At 36.5% G+C, this 15,171-nt stretch carries 14 protein-coding genes; 7 read left to right on the forward strand and 7 right to left on the reverse strand.

The features are described from left to right. Positions 1-177: 177 nt before the first annotated feature. The gene (locus AO843_RS01755; RefSeq protein ID WP_036119224.1) at positions 178-483 is read right to left on the reverse strand and encodes a winged helix-turn-helix transcriptional regulator; all 306 of its coding nucleotides are present in this window, start codon (positions 481-483) and stop codon (positions 178-180) included. Positions 484-838: 355 nt separating this feature from the next. Here AO843_RS01755 and AO843_RS01760 point away from each other — a divergent pair, with 355 nt between their 5' ends. Next, a complete protein-coding gene (locus tag AO843_RS01760; RefSeq protein ID WP_054609437.1) occupies positions 839-1,366 on the forward strand; it encodes a YceI family protein in 528 nt (175 codons plus the stop codon). 35 nt (positions 1,367-1,401) lie between these two features. Beyond that, a complete protein-coding gene (locus AO843_RS01765) occupies positions 1,402-1,773 on the forward strand; it encodes a DUF2500 domain-containing protein (protein ID WP_054609438.1) in 372 nt (123 codons plus the stop codon). 23 nt (positions 1,774-1,796) lie between these two features. Here the strand turns inward: AO843_RS01765 and AO843_RS01770 are convergent, their stop codons facing one another. The 3 genes from AO843_RS01770 to AO843_RS01780 all read right to left on the reverse strand — a co-directional run bounded on the left by AO843_RS01770 (position 1,797) and on the right by AO843_RS01780 (position 5,990). Further along, entirely contained in the window at positions 1,797-4,157 is a 2,361-nt protein-coding gene (locus AO843_RS01770; protein ID WP_054609439.1) for a bifunctional 2',3'-cyclic-nucleotide 2'-phosphodiesterase/3'-nucleotidase, read from the reverse strand. Between the two features lie 304 nt (positions 4,158-4,461). Further along, entirely contained in the window at positions 4,462-5,088 is a 627-nt protein-coding gene (locus tag AO843_RS01775) for an FMN-dependent NADH-azoreductase (RefSeq protein WP_054609440.1), read from the reverse strand. 194 nt (positions 5,089-5,282) lie between these two features. Continuing rightward, entirely contained in the window at positions 5,283-5,990 is a 708-nt protein-coding gene (locus AO843_RS01780) for a DsbA family oxidoreductase (RefSeq protein ID WP_054609441.1), read from the reverse strand. A gap of 124 nt (positions 5,991-6,114) precedes the next feature. Between AO843_RS01780 and AO843_RS01785 the strand changes: the two genes are divergently transcribed. Beyond that, the gene (locus AO843_RS01785) at positions 6,115-7,494 is read left to right on the forward strand and encodes an FAD-dependent oxidoreductase (RefSeq protein WP_054609442.1); all 1,380 of its coding nucleotides are present in this window, start codon (positions 6,115-6,117) and stop codon (positions 7,492-7,494) included. A 35-nt stretch (positions 7,495-7,529) separates the two neighbouring features. Here AO843_RS01785 and AO843_RS01790 read toward each other — a convergent pair whose 3' ends face one another. Further along, positions 7,530-8,456 carry a manganese-dependent inorganic pyrophosphatase gene (locus tag AO843_RS01790; RefSeq protein WP_054609443.1) on the reverse strand — a complete coding sequence of 309 codons (927 nt, stop codon included), beginning with the start codon at positions 8,454-8,456 and terminating at the stop codon, positions 7,530-7,532. A 396-nt stretch (positions 8,457-8,852) separates the two neighbouring features. On the opposite strand from AO843_RS01790, the gene AO843_RS01795 reads away from it, so the two are divergent. Then, positions 8,853-9,656, forward strand: coding sequence for a GNAT family N-acetyltransferase (locus AO843_RS01795; protein ID WP_231630047.1), 804 nt, complete (start codon positions 8,853-8,855; stop codon positions 9,654-9,656). Positions 9,657-9,761: 105 nt separating this feature from the next. Here the strand turns inward: AO843_RS01795 and AO843_RS01800 are convergent, their stop codons facing one another. Together AO843_RS01800 and AO843_RS01805 are read right to left on the reverse strand one after the other, a co-directional pair. Then, the gene (locus tag AO843_RS01800) at positions 9,762-10,628 is read right to left on the reverse strand and encodes a MurR/RpiR family transcriptional regulator (RefSeq protein ID WP_054609445.1); all 867 of its coding nucleotides are present in this window, start codon (positions 10,626-10,628) and stop codon (positions 9,762-9,764) included. Positions 10,629-10,945: 317 nt separating this feature from the next. Further along, positions 10,946-12,175, reverse strand: a complete 1,230-nt coding sequence (locus tag AO843_RS01805) for an MFS transporter (RefSeq protein ID WP_054609446.1) — start codon at positions 12,173-12,175, stop codon at positions 10,946-10,948. A gap of 204 nt (positions 12,176-12,379) precedes the next feature. Here AO843_RS01805 and thrC point away from each other — a divergent pair, with 204 nt between their 5' ends. The 3 genes from thrC (at position 12,380) to AO843_RS01820 (ending at position 15,153) form a co-directional block, all read left to right on the forward strand. Beyond that, positions 12,380-13,432, forward strand: a complete 1,053-nt coding sequence (gene thrC / locus AO843_RS01810) for a threonine synthase (RefSeq protein WP_054609447.1) — start codon at positions 12,380-12,382, stop codon at positions 13,430-13,432. Continuing rightward, positions 13,429-14,343, forward strand: coding sequence for a homoserine kinase (gene thrB, locus AO843_RS01815; RefSeq protein ID WP_054609448.1), 915 nt, complete (start codon positions 13,429-13,431; stop codon positions 14,341-14,343). Before thrC ends, thrB begins: the two co-directional genes overlap by 4 nt. Positions 14,344-14,466: 123 nt before the next feature. Beyond that, entirely contained in the window at positions 14,467-15,153 is a 687-nt protein-coding gene (locus tag AO843_RS01820) for a 2-hydroxy-3-keto-5-methylthiopentenyl-1-phosphate phosphatase (protein WP_054609449.1), read from the forward strand. The last annotated feature ends 18 nt before the right edge of the window (positions 15,154-15,171 follow it).

Consider the following 15,171-nt stretch of genomic DNA (forward strand, 5'->3'; position numbering starts at 1 on the left):
CTCTACAACAGTATGGATTTAGAACCCCAATTTGACAAGTAAAATGAAGGGTATTTTTATCTCACATTAAAAGACAGGTAAGTCCTGTGCAGAGATGATGAATATTATAAAGAAAATTGACAGTCATTCCAAGTGTCGTTTTTGGCACAATATTACCTATATGACAAGCCACTTACTTTAGAGCCAGCTACTTGCCCATGTTTCAATATTGCGGATAGCGCCTTCAAGTGCTCGCCCTTTATCTGTTAATGAATATTCAACTCGTACTGGAACCTCAGAATACACTTTTCGCTCAACAAGCCCTTCTTTTTCTAGTTCCTTTAAACGTTCTGATAATAAACGCCCACTAACAGGTAATGCAGACTCAATTTCATTAAAACGCTGTGGTCCATCTAATAATTGATATAATATTAAACCCGTCCATCGTTTCCCGATTAAATCCATTGCTTTAGCTAAACGAGGACATAAAGTTGTCTCATTCATATTTTTTCACCTCAATGTAACTATTGTAACGATTATTGCAGTAAATGTAAATTTGAAGTAACTTATTTACGTAAAATAATTAATTTACTTTTATATATCTAATTACAAAAAGTAACTTAATATTTTAATCTTTTTCAGTTATGGCGAAACTATCCATAGTTGAGCGATCCGTTCTCCTAATAATAAAATGCCCCTGGTTTCAGTAATATGATTAACTATGTATATTGTGTTTTATAAATGTTCACAGTTTACACTTTTATCTCAGGATATCCTTCCCTATTTATGAAAAATCCATTGAATATGCCATTTGTTTACTTTATTATTCGTTGTAGAATGCTGTTTAGGGGGTTTTTAAATGAAAAAATACACTATTGATGTCAGTCATTCAACACTGGGCTTTTCTGTACGACATATGATGATATCCAAAATTCATGGTACATTTGAATCGTACAACGCTGAAATTGTTACAGCCAATATTGAGCAAATGCAGGATGCAAACATCTCTTTTACCATTGCAGTGGCTAGTGTCTCCACAAAAAATCATGATCGTGATGTACACCTTGTGTCTCCTGATTTTTTTGATGCAGACGTCTATCCGAAAATAGTTTTTACTTCTACATATATTGATAAACAAAAAGATAAAACGTTTTTAATACATGGGGATTTAACCATTAAAAACATAACAAGGCCTATCGTATTTACCACAGTATATACAGGAAACGGGGTTAATCCTTGGGCACAAGAAGTATATGGCTTCCAGGCGAAAACACAAATTGATCGTCGTGATTTTAATTTAGTCTATAATACGATTTTAGAAACAGGCGGCGTATTAATTAGTGATGAGATTGACGTTGTGGTAGATGTCGAGTTAAACCCCCTTTAGTTATAGCTTTACCTAAGGGAAAGGAGGAATTTTAGATGCTATGGTTTAATGACGGGGTTACATTTGGATCAACCTTTATCACAATCATCTTTTTGATTGTTTTTGGTGGTATCGCCTTCAGCCTTATTAAAGGTATTGTCACTTGGTCTAACAACAACCATTCACCAATCCTAACTGTACCCGTTAAGGTTGTGACAAAACGTACGAATATACGTGGAGGTTCCAATAATTCTGGGGCATATACATCCTATTACATCACATTTGAAGTACAAAATGGGGAGCGTCAGGAATTAAAAGTGAATGGTCGTGATTTTGGACAGCTAGTAGAGGGTGACATCGGTATTTTAACCTATCAAGGCACAAGGTTTCATACATTCGAAAGATATAAAAAGGAGAGTAGCGATTAAATCGTACTCTCCTTTTTATGTCTTTATTTAATCAAATATTTTGCAAATCCTGCTTCCGTATCTTCTAAATATTCAATTCCACCATCTGCAGAGATAAATTTTTGTGCATCTTTCGCAGATAGATAAACAACTTTTGTATTAGCTGGGAACTGTACAAATGACCAGTTATTATCCGCAGCAGGGTTAATTGTTTTATTCGCCATAATATAATCCACTACAGCTTGACGATTTTCATAAGCATAGTTTGTTATATTAGAGCCATCAGTATTTTTAAATGTCGCTCCATATGATCCACCAACACGATAATTATTTGTAATGATGATGAATTCTTGTTTTAAATCAATCGGTTTACCATCATACTGTACATTCTTAATACGGTTCGCCTTTTCATCAACAAGATTACCGCGACGATCATACTTAGATGGCGATGTCACATCAATTTGATAAGTTAAGCCATCTAACACGTCAAAATTATAAGAACGTGCTTCTGAATCAATGATATTTTGCTCTTCTGTTTTATTCGAATCAATCGTTGCAAAAATACCTGCAGCCATCTCTAACCACTCTATAGCTTGAGCACCTGTTACTTTAATTGTTGCTACAGTATTATCATAATGATAAATGTCCGCCATATTTTTAATGGCAAGTGGACCAACTGGAATGTTTGTATAATCTAGTGGATTATTTCTAGAACCCGCTTTGAAAGGTGCCCCAGCAGAAAGAAGCGGCGTTTTTTCATCAGCAGTTCCCTTTAACTCCTGTTCAATAAACCATTTTTGCGCTTGTGTTACAATTTGAATAGAAGGATCATCTTGCACCATTGAGAAATAACTATGGATTGGTGCAGTTGTTTCACCAACAGGCTGGCGAATATACGTTAAAGTGCCCTCATGTGCTTCTTTAATTGCCTCTAACACCGTAGTGGATGGTTGTAAACCTTCTTGCTTGATCGATTGCAATGAGCCACTTCCATCTACCACAATCCACTCTGATCCTTGCTGTTCCAGTTTTAGATCAATGACACCAAGATGGCTACCATAGCTACCTGCCATAACAGTAGGAACACCATGAATAGTCCCCTTCTCTTGATCTACATCTTTCAAATCCTTGTAGTCACCTGGGAATGTTAAGTGAGAATGCCCTGTGATTAAAGCATCAATGCCTTCGATCTCAGCTAATTGATAGCCAACATTTTCAGTTCCTTTCACGTAAGTGTCCTCCCCAATACCTGAATGGGAAAGAACAACAATTACGTCTGCTCCAGCCTTTTGCATTTCTGGTACTACTTCTTTTACTGCTTCAACTGGTTCTTGCATGTCAACTTTACCAGCTAAATGAATGGCATCCCATTCAACAATTTTCGTTGGTACAATCCCAGTCACACCAACTTTTAGTGTATGTTTCTTACCTGTCTTGTCTACTACTTCTTTTTCAATAATGACATAAGGTGTATACATATGCTCTTTTGTTTTTGCATCGTAAGTATTGGCATTTACAACTGGATATTTTGCATCATTTAATACTTCATCTAAGAAGTCTAGGCCATAGTTGAATTCATGGTTTCCTAAAGTTCCACCATCGTATTTTAACGTGTTAAGTGCTGCAACAGCAGGATGAACTTCCCCTGGCTTTAGTACACTTTCTAATGCTTTGTAAGAACCAAGTGGCGTACCTTGAATTAGGTCTCCATTATCGAATAGTAATGTGTTTGGATTTTTAGCACGCGCTTGTTCAATTAATGTAGCTGTATTGGCTAAACCAACCTCAGATGATTGCGCATCTAAATAGTAATTATAATTTGCTAAATTTGTATGAATATCTGTCGTTCCTAAAATTTGAAGGTCTACTGATACCCCATTTGAAGGTGCTTTGTATTCTGCTACAAAACGCTCCACTATACTTTCCATTTGCTCCTTCGTTACATAGTCACGAGGGCGAATAGTATTATCCTCAAAAGCTTGAAGAATATTTGCTGCAACAGCATTCGCTAAATCTTGTTTATATGCCTCAGCAATTTGATCTGCATCCTTAAATTCGTCTAAAACCGAGAGGGAAGCGTTTTCACTAACTAGTCCACGAGCAGATATTACAAATGCTTGTTGGCGTGTTAATTTATCATTTGGACCAAATGTGTTTGCTGTTTTCCCTTTAATAAGTTTTAATTGTACAGCCTTTTCTACATAAGGTGCTAAATCCTTAGAGACGTCGGTAAAAGTAAGCGAAGAACCATCACCTAATTCTACATCTAAGCTTTCTACTAATTCTTTTACATAATCTGCGCGTGTAACTTCATTGGAAGCAGCATTAGCAGTGAATCCGAATGGTATCAACGCGAATAAAACTAGTAACACAGCTAAGAATTTAGTTATTAATTTCTTGTTCATACAACAACCTCCTTATTCATCTAGTATTTTCCTACAAATACTATTATATTAAACTAACTCTATTTTTTACTGAATAATTAGCCCTAATTATATGTATTTTTAAAAGAATGAATAATTACTTTCCTATAAAATCACATATTTCTATCATTTTTATCTTTCCTCTCCCAATAAGATGTTAGGAAATGTAAATTCCGAATATATAATTAATATCAATATGTCCCGCCTCCATACCACCCCATACCTCTGTTCATAAAATAAAAAAAGCTCTCTCAAATTTGAGAGAACTTTTAGTAAAAAATATTTTTTATGCGTTTACAGCTTGAAGTGATTGAGCTACTTTTTTCACTTCTTCTAGGCCATTTGCAATAATTTCTTGTGCTTTATCAGGTGATGCATTGTGACCTTCAATAATTACTTCTTCGATAATTTCTATACCGAAAACGCCACCTACTACATTTTTAATATAGTTTACTGACATTTCCATTGGCTGTGTTTCTGGTAGTGAGTAATAACCACCACGTGCATTTAAAATAATTGCTTTTTTGTCAGTCATTAAGCTAATTAATTGACCATTTTCACCGTATTTAAACGTGAAACCTGCTTGGTATACGTAGTCAATAAATGTTTGTAATGGTGCTGGAATTGTTAAGTTCCAAAGTGGGAAAGCAAATACTACTAAATCAGCTGCTGTTAAAGCATCCATTGCTTTTTGTTTAGCCGCTAAAATACGTGATTCGATGTCTGTTAACTCGCCACCATTTTGTACTTTACCAAATGCGTTGAAAAGGTCTTGCCCAAAGTATGGCATATCTTCTGCAAATACGTCAAAAGTTGTAACGTTTACACCTTGTACATTTTCCATAAATGTATCGTACATTTTTGTTGAAATACCATCTGGGCGGTTGTTAGCTTTTACTACTAAAACGTTCATTATATAAAATCTCCCTTAAATTTCATAATTTATTATCTCGAATTCAAGATATAAACTTATCTTAAAAAAGTTCTTCTAAAAAGTCAACGTTACTTTTCTAAGACTTTTGACTGAAATATTAAAAAGTTTTTATACTAAAACGAACAGAGGGGCTGAATACTTCAAGCCCCTCTGTAGTTAGAGTAATTATTTCGCTATAATTTACAGTTATCATCCGTACAAACACCAGCATCCCCTGTGCCAGCCATTTTTAGGCCAGGTTGTAAGCCCTCTTCCTCAGCCACCTTACGTAGTGTATCTTCGAATACTTCTTGCGGTTGGGCACCTGAAATACCGTATTTGCGGTTTAAAACAAAGAATGGGACCCCACGAACGCCAAGCTGCAACCCTTCTTGAATATCTGTTTCTACCTCAGTTTTAAATTCATCCGTAGCAAGAATCTTTGCCACTTCTTCGCGTTGTAATCCTACTTGTTCGGCGATTTCTAATAATACATCCTCTTGTCCAATACGTTTTCCTTCAATAAAATGACTGTGCAATAAAGATTCAACCAATGTTGTAACATCTCCCTGTTGTTCAGCCCATTTTACAAGTCGATGTGCTTTTAACGTATTCTCTTCCATTAGATTGATAAAGTCGTAGTTTAAGCCAACTTCTTTCGCACGTGCAGTGACACCCAGTGTCATTTCTTTAGCCTTCTCTAAAGACATTCCATATTTCTTCGCTAACGATTCATACACAGTAATATTCGAATCTACTGGGGTATTAGGATCTAGTTGATAGCTTTTATAAACAAGCTCCACTTGCCCACCAAGGCCAGTATCTTCAATCGCTTGTTCTAATTGTTTTTTTCCAATATAACAAAATGGACACACATAGTCAGACCAAATTTCAATTTTCATTACTCACACTCTCCTTTTGCTACATTGTAGCGATAGATCAAATCGCAAGGCAATTTTTATGCTTCATTGCATAAATTTTCAAGTACATCTACATACTGAACATAAAAACATTGTGAGGTTACCTATGACACAATCTCTTTGGCTCGCTACTTCCGAATCAGTCTCACTATCGTCACTTACTTCATCAACAACTTGTGATGTATGTATAGTCGGTGGGGGCTTAACTGGTCTTTATACAGCCTATACTTTGGCAAAAGCAGGTGTTGATGTACTTTTACTTGAAGCGAACACCCATTTTGGTCATGGTACAACTGGCCACTCCACAGGTAAACTAACTGCTCAGCACAGTATCGTCTATGCAAATCTTTTAGAAAAATTATCTGTTGATGAGGCACAGCTATACTACCAGCTCAATCAACAAGCCATCGAAAGGGCAACACAATTACTTCCGCAAAGCAGTGTAAAACAAGTAGATTCGCTGCTATACTGTCAAACAAAAGAAGGTTATGCACAATTATTAAAAGAATGGAATGCTTATAAGGTCTTAAATATTAAGTCAAAAATCACCACAGAAACAGAGCTTCCTTTTCCTATCACAAAAGCATTATGCATGCCCCAACAAGCTCAAATAAATCCTGTGGAGGTAAGTAATTTCCTTGCCAAAGAAGCACAGGCGATGGGTGTAAAACTTTATACAAATACCCGCGTTCAGCAATTAAACATAGCACAAAATAGCTTACATACCGAAAAGAATATGTCGGTTCAATACAACAAGCTTATTTTGTGCTCACATTATCCAATTGAGGCATTTAAAGGGCTAAAGCTATTTAAACTGTCAAATAGTCGCTCTTATATGGTGGCTAGTAAAATTTCTGAAACGATGCAGGGTCAATACCTGTCAGTTGATTTTCCTTCTCGATCCATTCGAACAGCCACGATTAACAACGAACATTTTTTAGTACTTGGTGGAGCGAATCACATTGCCGGGGAAACAGTCCATACCGAACCGTACTATGAGGCCATTTCAAATGAAATGAAAGAACATTTTGAGCAAGAACCCCTTTATCGATGGTCTGCTCAGGATATTGAAACACCCGATATTGTTCCTTATGTAGGTAGAATTACAAACTCATTACCAAACGTATTCATTGCTACTGGCTACAGAAAATGGGGGATTTCTAATTCCTTTGTTGCTGGTGACATTTTATCCTCTCTGATTACTGGATCAAGAAGTGAGGATGGTGCCATGGCACTCTATTCACCATCACGTACAAAATTCGGTGCGCAATTTATGCAAATGCTTAAAGTTGGTGGCTTTGTTGCAAAAGAATATATAGCTGGTTATATGAGGCATGCTAATACTCCAACCTGTACTCACCTGGGCTGTAAGACGAAATGGAATGAAGCTGATGAAACATGGGATTGTCCTTGCCATGGCTCCCGCTTCAATGCTAAGGGAGAAGTACTTGAAGGACCCGCAGTACAACCATTAAAACTAGATTAAAAAAAGAGGTTGTCTAAATGACAACCTCTTTCAAATTATTTTAGCACTTCTGTTAAAACTGGTACAATTTGTTTTTTACGAGAAACAACGCCTGGTAACACAACTCGGTTGTTAATAAGCTCAGCACCGAATCCTTTTGCCGCCGCTTTTGCTACTTGTCCAATTGCTACAGCTGTAGAATCGTTGTTTAAAATATCTGTCACAACGAAAAAGAATAAATCTAAACCGTTTTCAGCAACATTTTTGTTTAATAAGATCTCTAATTCCTCTTGTCGATTTAGTACATCATTAATATCCACAGCATTTACTTGTGCAACAACAGATTTGTACTCACCGAATTGGAATTCCTTCGCATCTAACGATAATAGATCTTCTAAAGATTTATCAGATAGATCAGCACCTGCTTTTAGCATTGCTAATCCATATTCTTCAGCATTTACATCAGCAATTTTCGCTAGCTCTTCGCCTGCTTTTACATCTTGTTCCGTGCAAGTTGGTGATTTGAATAGTAATGTATCAGAAACGATTGCGGATAACATTAAGCCAGCAATGTTTGCTGGTATTTCCACACCGTTTTCGTTAAAAATTTTCTTTAGAATAGTAGCTGTACAGCCTACTGGTTCTGCACGATAATAGAGTGGATCAGCTGTTTGGAAGTTGGCAATGCGGTGGTGATCAATTACCTCTGCAATTTGCACTTCCTCAATACCATCAGCTGATTGTTGGAATTCATTGTGGTCTACTAGAATAACTTTGTCCGCTTCCCCAACTACAGATGAGATCAAACGTGGCGCTTCAAAGCTAAATTTATCTAAAGCAAATTGTGTTTCGTTATTAACATCTCCAAGACGTACAGCCTCTGCTTCTTCCCCAATTTGTTGCTTTAAATAGGCATATACAATTGCAGACGTGATTGTGTCTGTATCTGGATTTTTATGTCCAAAGACTAATACTTTACTCATTGAATTTATTCCTCCTAAAATGACCTTACATTTATCTTTTATTTTATCATACCTTATGGACTAACAAATGATAATTTGAAACATTAAGTAAACCATCCTATTTCATATAATATACAATAATAACTTCACACTACCAATAACCAACTTTACAAATATAAATTACACATTACAAATCCCTCAAATTGTCATTTATGTATACTTAGTGCATCCAACCCCTCTTTATAATTATCTATTCTTACCATCCTATTTTTAACATTAGATAGTAAAAATGCATCTTTTTTTATTATTATTTAGTTTATATAGATAATTAGTTGGGTTTTCATATTTAAGTAAGCATAATTTTATGCTATTATCAGATAGTCTATATTTTTGGATATTCAGGAAATGAGGATTACGATGACAAAGAAGATGGAAAAAAAGTACATTCCTTTAGCGAATTATTTTGAAGTAGCTTTACAACAAGAAATTACTTTATCCTTTAGTGAATTAGAAAACATTATGGGACAAGCGTTACCGAACGCCGCCTACTTAAATAAGAGCTGGTGGAAAAAAACAAAGCCCCCTCTATCACACTATTTGTCATGGACAAATGCAGATTATTATGTCATTGATGTTAAACTAGGTACTAGTGTAACGTTCTCACGCACGCAAACAAAGTCTATTGAAAACAGTCCTTCAAAAAATGAAGAGAACCCATCTGCATACATAATTCGGGGGATTGAAGCGTCTGATGCTAGATCATTCATTCTTTTACAGGAAGAAATTTTTCAACAAACAGACTTCATGTACAATGTTCAAAATGAATTAGATCTAACCGTCCAACAACTTCGTAAAAATTTAACCTATTGGAAACAGCTAAAAAACCGTACAGTATTACTTTGTGTATTAAATGGTATTTTCGCAGGTTATGCAGTTGTACATGGATATAAGCAATTGAAAGCTAGACATGTTGCCTCTGTTCATTTAGCTGTGAAGGAAGAATACCAACAAAAAGGCATTGGCTCTGCACTGATGAAGGCTGTGGAAAGTTGGTCTAAACAACATGACATATCTCGTTTAGAATTATCTGTTATGGAGCATAACAATGTTGCTTTACATCTATTTTCGAAAATAGGCTTTAAACAAGAAGGCATTCGACAAAATGCTATTAAATTAAATGATACTTACGTTAATGAGTATAGCTTCAGTAAAATTCTATAATTCACTTTTCCTAGATGTCTAAATCGTATTTGGACATCTTTTTATATACATTGACTACCAAAAAACGCATAGAAAAGTGTTGTTCCACTTCTCTATGCGTTGACACTAAAATACCTGTTTCATTCTAGCTGTATCTAGGAATAATACATTACTATCTACTTGTTCATAAGATTGTTGATATTTTTCATATTGCTCCTTGTTTTGACTGATCATTTCCTCCAATAAAGCATGCAAGAAAGAAAACAAAACTGGCACAATATCTAGCGAAGACTGATTTTTTGTTCCAAGAACAAACAATGTACTAGCATATTCTCGAATTGGTGAAAATGCAGTTCCTGTGATAGCAATAATCTTTACCTTCTTCATCTTGGCAATTTCAACAATCGTTTGAATTTCCATCAACTGTTGATCAAAGGATAAAACAATTAAAGTCGTATGCTCACCCATGCTATTAATTTGATTCAGTACTTCATCTGAATCTAAACGAAGCTGCTTAATATTAGAACGTAGTGTCTTTAATGTGTTGGATAACCAATTCGCTACAGATGCAGCCTGACGAGTACCTAGAATATAGATACTATCTGCCTCATGCATCCATGTTGAACTTTTTTGAATTTGTTGATCATTAATTAATTGAATTGTTTCCTGGATATTTTGGCTATCTCGTTGCATAACCCTGCTAAAGCTGGAATTAGTCAGCTTTTTTACAGTATAGGTAGATTGTAGATTTGCTCCTGCATCTTGAGAGATTATATACCCTCTTATTTCTTCTTGCAGTTCAACATATCCCGATAAATCCATGGCATAACAAAAGCGAATAACTGTTGATTCGCTTACATTAGCCAGTCTGCCTACTTCTGCTGCTCCATTAGCAATTACCGTAGTAGGATTATCCATTACAAATTGTGCTACTTTCCGCTGCCCCTTCGACAGCCTTACAAACCTTTTCTTTATATCCTCATGAATGCTCATTCCTAACAACCTTTCTTTCAATGACCTTATCACGAATGGGAGATTGTTTCCTACTTACTCAAAATTCGATTAAAAATACATTATCATGATTGCAATTTGAATACAATGACTTTTCTGAAAAATCTTCAGCGCATTAACCTGCTAATATATCAATTTGATTGACCTTTTACTTTTTTTATGTTGAATTGTCATTTTACCAAATCCACCAGTCTAATTGAATAAAAATACATAAATACTAATTTTTATGTATTTTACTAGCTACTAAAGACAAAAAATGTCCCGGATCGATGACGCTTATCCAGGACATTTTTTTATTTTTATTCTAATTCTAGCTGCTTCGTTTCCTTCCCAAGGAAGATGACGCCCACAACACCAATAATAATGGCTCCACAGAAAATGGAAAAGATAAAGCCTATATCATAACCAGCTGTTAATAAAAAGCCAACTAGCAGCGGTCCGAAAATGCCACCGATTCGTCCAGCAGCTGCTGCCATCCCTGCACCAGTACCACGAATAATGGAAGGATATTGCTCAGGTGTATAAGCATATAATGCTCCCCATGCACCTAAGTTAAAGAAAGATAAAAACATGCCTGACAACAATAGAATTACAAGTGTTTCAGCATTCCCGAAAATGAAAGCACTCACTGCTGTACCAATTAGATAGGAAACTAGCACAAATTTCCGTCCAAATCTTTCAATAAACCATGCAGCAGTAAAATAGCCTGGCAATTGTGCTAATGTCATGATCAGAACATATTTAAAGCTGGTAATCATATCAAAACCCTTACCTACCATGACACTCGGAAGCCACAAAAACATACCGTAATACGAAAATACAACTGTAAACCACAACACCCAAAGCATAAATGTGGAACGAGCATATTTTTTTGACCAAACTTCTTTCATATTTTGAATGATACTACGTGTTTTAGCTTCTTCCTTCACCGAAAACTGTGGTGAATCTGGCAGATGCCAGCGAAGATAAATCGCATAAAATGCTGGTAGTGCTGTTAAAATTAACGCTACTCGCCAACCCCACGTTGGAATAACAAAATAGGAAATCAATGCAGCAATTAACCATCCAGCTGCCCAAAAGCTTTCCAATAAAACAACGACACGTCCTCTTTCCTTTGCTGCCACACTTTCAGACACTAGCGTTGATGCAACAGGTAATTCACCACCCAGACCCATTCCTACTAAAAAACGTAGCATTAAAAATGCTGTTAATGTAGTCGTAAAAGCGGATAAACCACTAGCAATGGAAAACAGGACAAGTGTCCACATAAAAATTTGCTTTCGCCCCACTTTATCGGCAAAAACACCGAATACAAGCGCTCCTACAGCCATTCCGATTGAGTTAATACTACCAATCCAGCCTGATTGACCTGGTGTTAGTCCCCAATCTGCTGCCAATGCTGCAATGACAAACGATAATATACCAACATCCATTGCATCGAAGAGCCACCCAACCCCTGCTACACCCAATAGTCTATTTCTAGAAATGGTTTGCTGAGATTTATTTGTTCCTACAGTATTTGTCGTCATTTCAACCACCTGTCTTTACACTTGACTTTACATTACAAGATTACTATACAGTTGTTTCAAGAAAGTGACAAGTAAAAATCAAATTACCGAATTGTTTCGACAATTTATGAAATGCTATTGAAATAATAGTGTGATTTGCGTTAAAATGTCTTTTATACAAAAACAAATGTTCTTTCTATGAGAACAAAAGGAGATCGTAACGTTATGTGGAAAGGCCTTATTGAAGAATATAAACAATTTTTACCTGTAACAGAAAATACACCCGCATTAACTTTAAACGAAGGCAATACGCCTCTTATACATTTAGTGAATTTATCTAAAAAACTAGGAATTGAGCTTTACGGTAAAATCGAGGGTGCAAACCCAACTGGCTCCTTTAAAGACCGAGGTATGGTGTTCGCTGTTGCTAAAGCTATTGAAGATGGTAGTAAGTGCGTAATTTGCGCCTCAACAGGAAATACTTCTGCTGCTGCAGCCGCTTATGCTACACGAGCTGGTATTCAATCAATCGTTGTTATCCCTAAAGGAAAAGTTGCTCTTGGTAAGCTTGCACAAGCAACTATGTATGGTGCAAAAATCATTGAAATTGACGGTAACTTTGATGATGCTTTAAGTATTGTTCGCCAAGTAAGCGAAACAACGCCTGTCGCACTTGTAAACTCAGTAAACCCATACCGCATTGAGGGTCAAAAAACTGCATCATTTGAAATTGTAGATGCCCTTGGTTCAGCTCCTGATTATCTATGCATCCCAGTTGGTAATGCAGGGAATATTACTGCTTACTGGAAGGGCTTTAAGGAGTACCACGCAGCCAAAGATTCTGGTCTACCAAAGATGTATGGCTTTGAAGCAGAAGGAGCAGCAGCGATTGTCAAGGGTGAGCCTATTGCAAATCCAGAGACGGTTGCCACTGCTATTAGAATAGGTAATCCAGCTAGTTGGAAGTTGGCAGAAGCAGCTCGAGATGAATCTGGGGGCATTATCGACTCCGTGACAGATGATGAAATCATAGCTGCCTATAAATTAATTGCAAATACAGAAGGTATTTTCGTAGAACCAGGGTCTGCTGCTTCATTAGCAGGTGTTATTAAATCTGTGGCAAACGGAAAAATTCACAAGGGTTCAAAAGTAGTTACCATCTTTACAGGTAATGGACTAAAAGATCCTGATACAGCCATGGATGTATCCACAGTAGAAGTAGTTTCTCTTAAAAATGACGAAAATGAAATTCGTGAATATATCGAGGGCGTACTATGAGTAAAATGTGGCAAATCTCAGTTCCTGGAAGCACAGCCAATCTAGGACCCGGCTTTGATTCCATAGGACTCGGCTTGTCTCTATACTTAAAGTTAACAGTTACTTTACAAGATACATGGGATATTATCCATCTCGATGATAACGGTCCTAAAGAGTTTGAGCTTGAAGATCATTTACTATACGTAATTGCGAAAAAAATTGCTGATCAATATGGCCAACAATTGCCCGCTTGTCGTGTGGAGATGGCTAGTGAATTACCATTAGCAAGGGGTCTCGGAAGCAGTGCTGCTGTGATAGTTGCTGGTATTGAACTTGCCAATCAAGTATGCGAGCTTGGCTTAACGGTCCAAGACAAACTCAATTTATCTTCGCAAATTGAAGGACACCCAGATAACGCAACCGCTTCTGTCTTAGGGGGCTTAACCATTTCATCGATGGATGATAATGGTATAGTTGATACTTTTCATATTAATGAAATTGATGCATCCTTTGTTGTGTATGTACCAGACGTCGAATTAAAAACGAGTGAATCCCGTTCTGTATTACCAGAGCAATTTAACCGAGCCTATGCTGTTCATGCTTCTGCAAATGCTAATATGTTAGCTGCTTCATTAATGGCACGTGATTTTCAGCGTGCTGGTCGTTATATGGAGGTAGATTTATTCCATGAACCGTTTCGTGCAAAGCTAATTCCCAAGTATACCGAAATTCGTACAGTTGCAAAGGCGAATGGAGCATATGGTACGGCTTTAAGTGGAGCTGGCCCTACATTGATTTCTATCATCCCTTCTGCTATTGCTGCTGATTTCGTTAAGTCCATGAAAAATCAGTTCCCTAAGCATCAAGTGATTTTAACAAAAGCCGATGAACACGGTGTACAAGTGCATGACTATATGAAACGTCTACTATAATAGTAGGCGTTTTTTCTTGAAAGCAAGTAAGGATAAAACTAATATTATAGAAGTATAGGATTTAACATTTAAAACACCTAGCATAGACAACTAGAATACGCGCTTTTCTAAGGAGGAACTATCTTGAAACCAATTATATTCTGTGATTTCGATGGCACGATAACAGAAACTGATAATATCTTTTCACTGATGACGGAATTTGTACCTGAAGAATCTGAGAAAATTGCCCAAGCCATGATGGAGCAAACAATTTCATTTAAAGATGGGCTCTCTGCTATGTTCCATCTACTTTCTACTCAACAAAAAGATGAAGTCATTCAATATCTTATGGATACAGCTGTAATCCGTGAAGGATTTGGAGATTTTGTTCGATATGCTCAAGATAACGACATTCCATTTTATATTGTAAGTGGAGGGGTCGATTTTTTTATTGAGCCTTTAGTAGAAAAATACGGTCCATTATCAGGTATTTACTGTAATAAAGCTGATTTTTCCGGCGAACAAATTAAACTAATCTATCCAAATAGCTGTGATGAGGAATGCACAAAATATAGCACTCAAGGCTGTGGCTGCTGCAAGCCTAGCGTGATGCGAAAAGTGGCAAAAGAAGATCATTTTAAAATTGTTATCGGTGATTCTCTTTCAGATTTTGAAGCTGCTAAACAAGCTGATATTGTTCTTGCTAGAGATCACCTTATTCAGCGCTGTGAAGAACTTCAAGTTTCATATAAACCATTTGCCACATTCCATGACTGCCTAAAGATTGTGCAAGAACTGATGAAATCTAAAAGTGCAGTACCTACAATTTAATGTAGAGCACAAAAAAGG

The organism is Lysinibacillus sp. ZYM-1 (assembly GCF_001308875.1).
Lineage (GTDB): Bacteria > Bacillota > Bacilli > Bacillales_A > Planococcaceae > Lysinibacillus.

Excerpts from the sequence above, each read along its gene's own strand:
- AO843_RS01790 (WP_054609443.1), bottom strand. The coding sequence starts at position 8,456 with ATGAGTAAAGTATTAGTCTTTGGACATAAAAATCCAGATACAGACACA.
- AO843_RS01770 (WP_054609439.1), bottom strand. The coding sequence starts at position 4,157 with ATGAACAAGAAATTAATAACTAAATTCTTAGCTGTGTTACTAGTTTTA.
- AO843_RS01805 (WP_054609446.1), bottom strand. The coding sequence starts at position 12,175 with ATGACGACAAATACTGTAGGAACAAATAAATCTCAGCAAACCATTTCT.
- thrB (WP_054609448.1), top strand. The coding sequence starts at position 13,429 with ATGAGTAAAATGTGGCAAATCTCAGTTCCTGGAAGCACAGCCAATCTA.
- AO843_RS01775 (WP_054609440.1), bottom strand. The coding sequence starts at position 5,088 with ATGAACGTTTTAGTAGTAAAAGCTAACAACCGCCCAGATGGTATTTCA.
- AO843_RS01795 (WP_231630047.1), top strand. The coding sequence starts at position 8,853 with ATGACAAAGAAGATGGAAAAAAAGTACATTCCTTTAGCGAATTATTTT.
- AO843_RS01780 (WP_054609441.1), bottom strand. The coding sequence starts at position 5,990 with ATGAAAATTGAAATTTGGTCTGACTATGTGTGTCCATTTTGTTATATT.
- AO843_RS01800 (WP_054609445.1), bottom strand. The coding sequence starts at position 10,628 with ATGAGCATTCATGAGGATATAAAGAAAAGGTTTGTAAGGCTGTCGAAG.
- AO843_RS01755 (WP_036119224.1), bottom strand. The coding sequence starts at position 483 with ATGAATGAGACAACTTTATGTCCTCGTTTAGCTAAAGCAATGGATTTA.
- AO843_RS01785 (WP_054609442.1), top strand. The coding sequence starts at position 6,115 with ATGACACAATCTCTTTGGCTCGCTACTTCCGAATCAGTCTCACTATCG.
- AO843_RS01765 (WP_054609438.1), top strand. The coding sequence starts at position 1,402 with ATGCTATGGTTTAATGACGGGGTTACATTTGGATCAACCTTTATCACA.
- thrC (WP_054609447.1), top strand. The coding sequence starts at position 12,380 with ATGTGGAAAGGCCTTATTGAAGAATATAAACAATTTTTACCTGTAACA.
- AO843_RS01760 (WP_054609437.1), top strand. The coding sequence starts at position 839 with ATGAAAAAATACACTATTGATGTCAGTCATTCAACACTGGGCTTTTCT.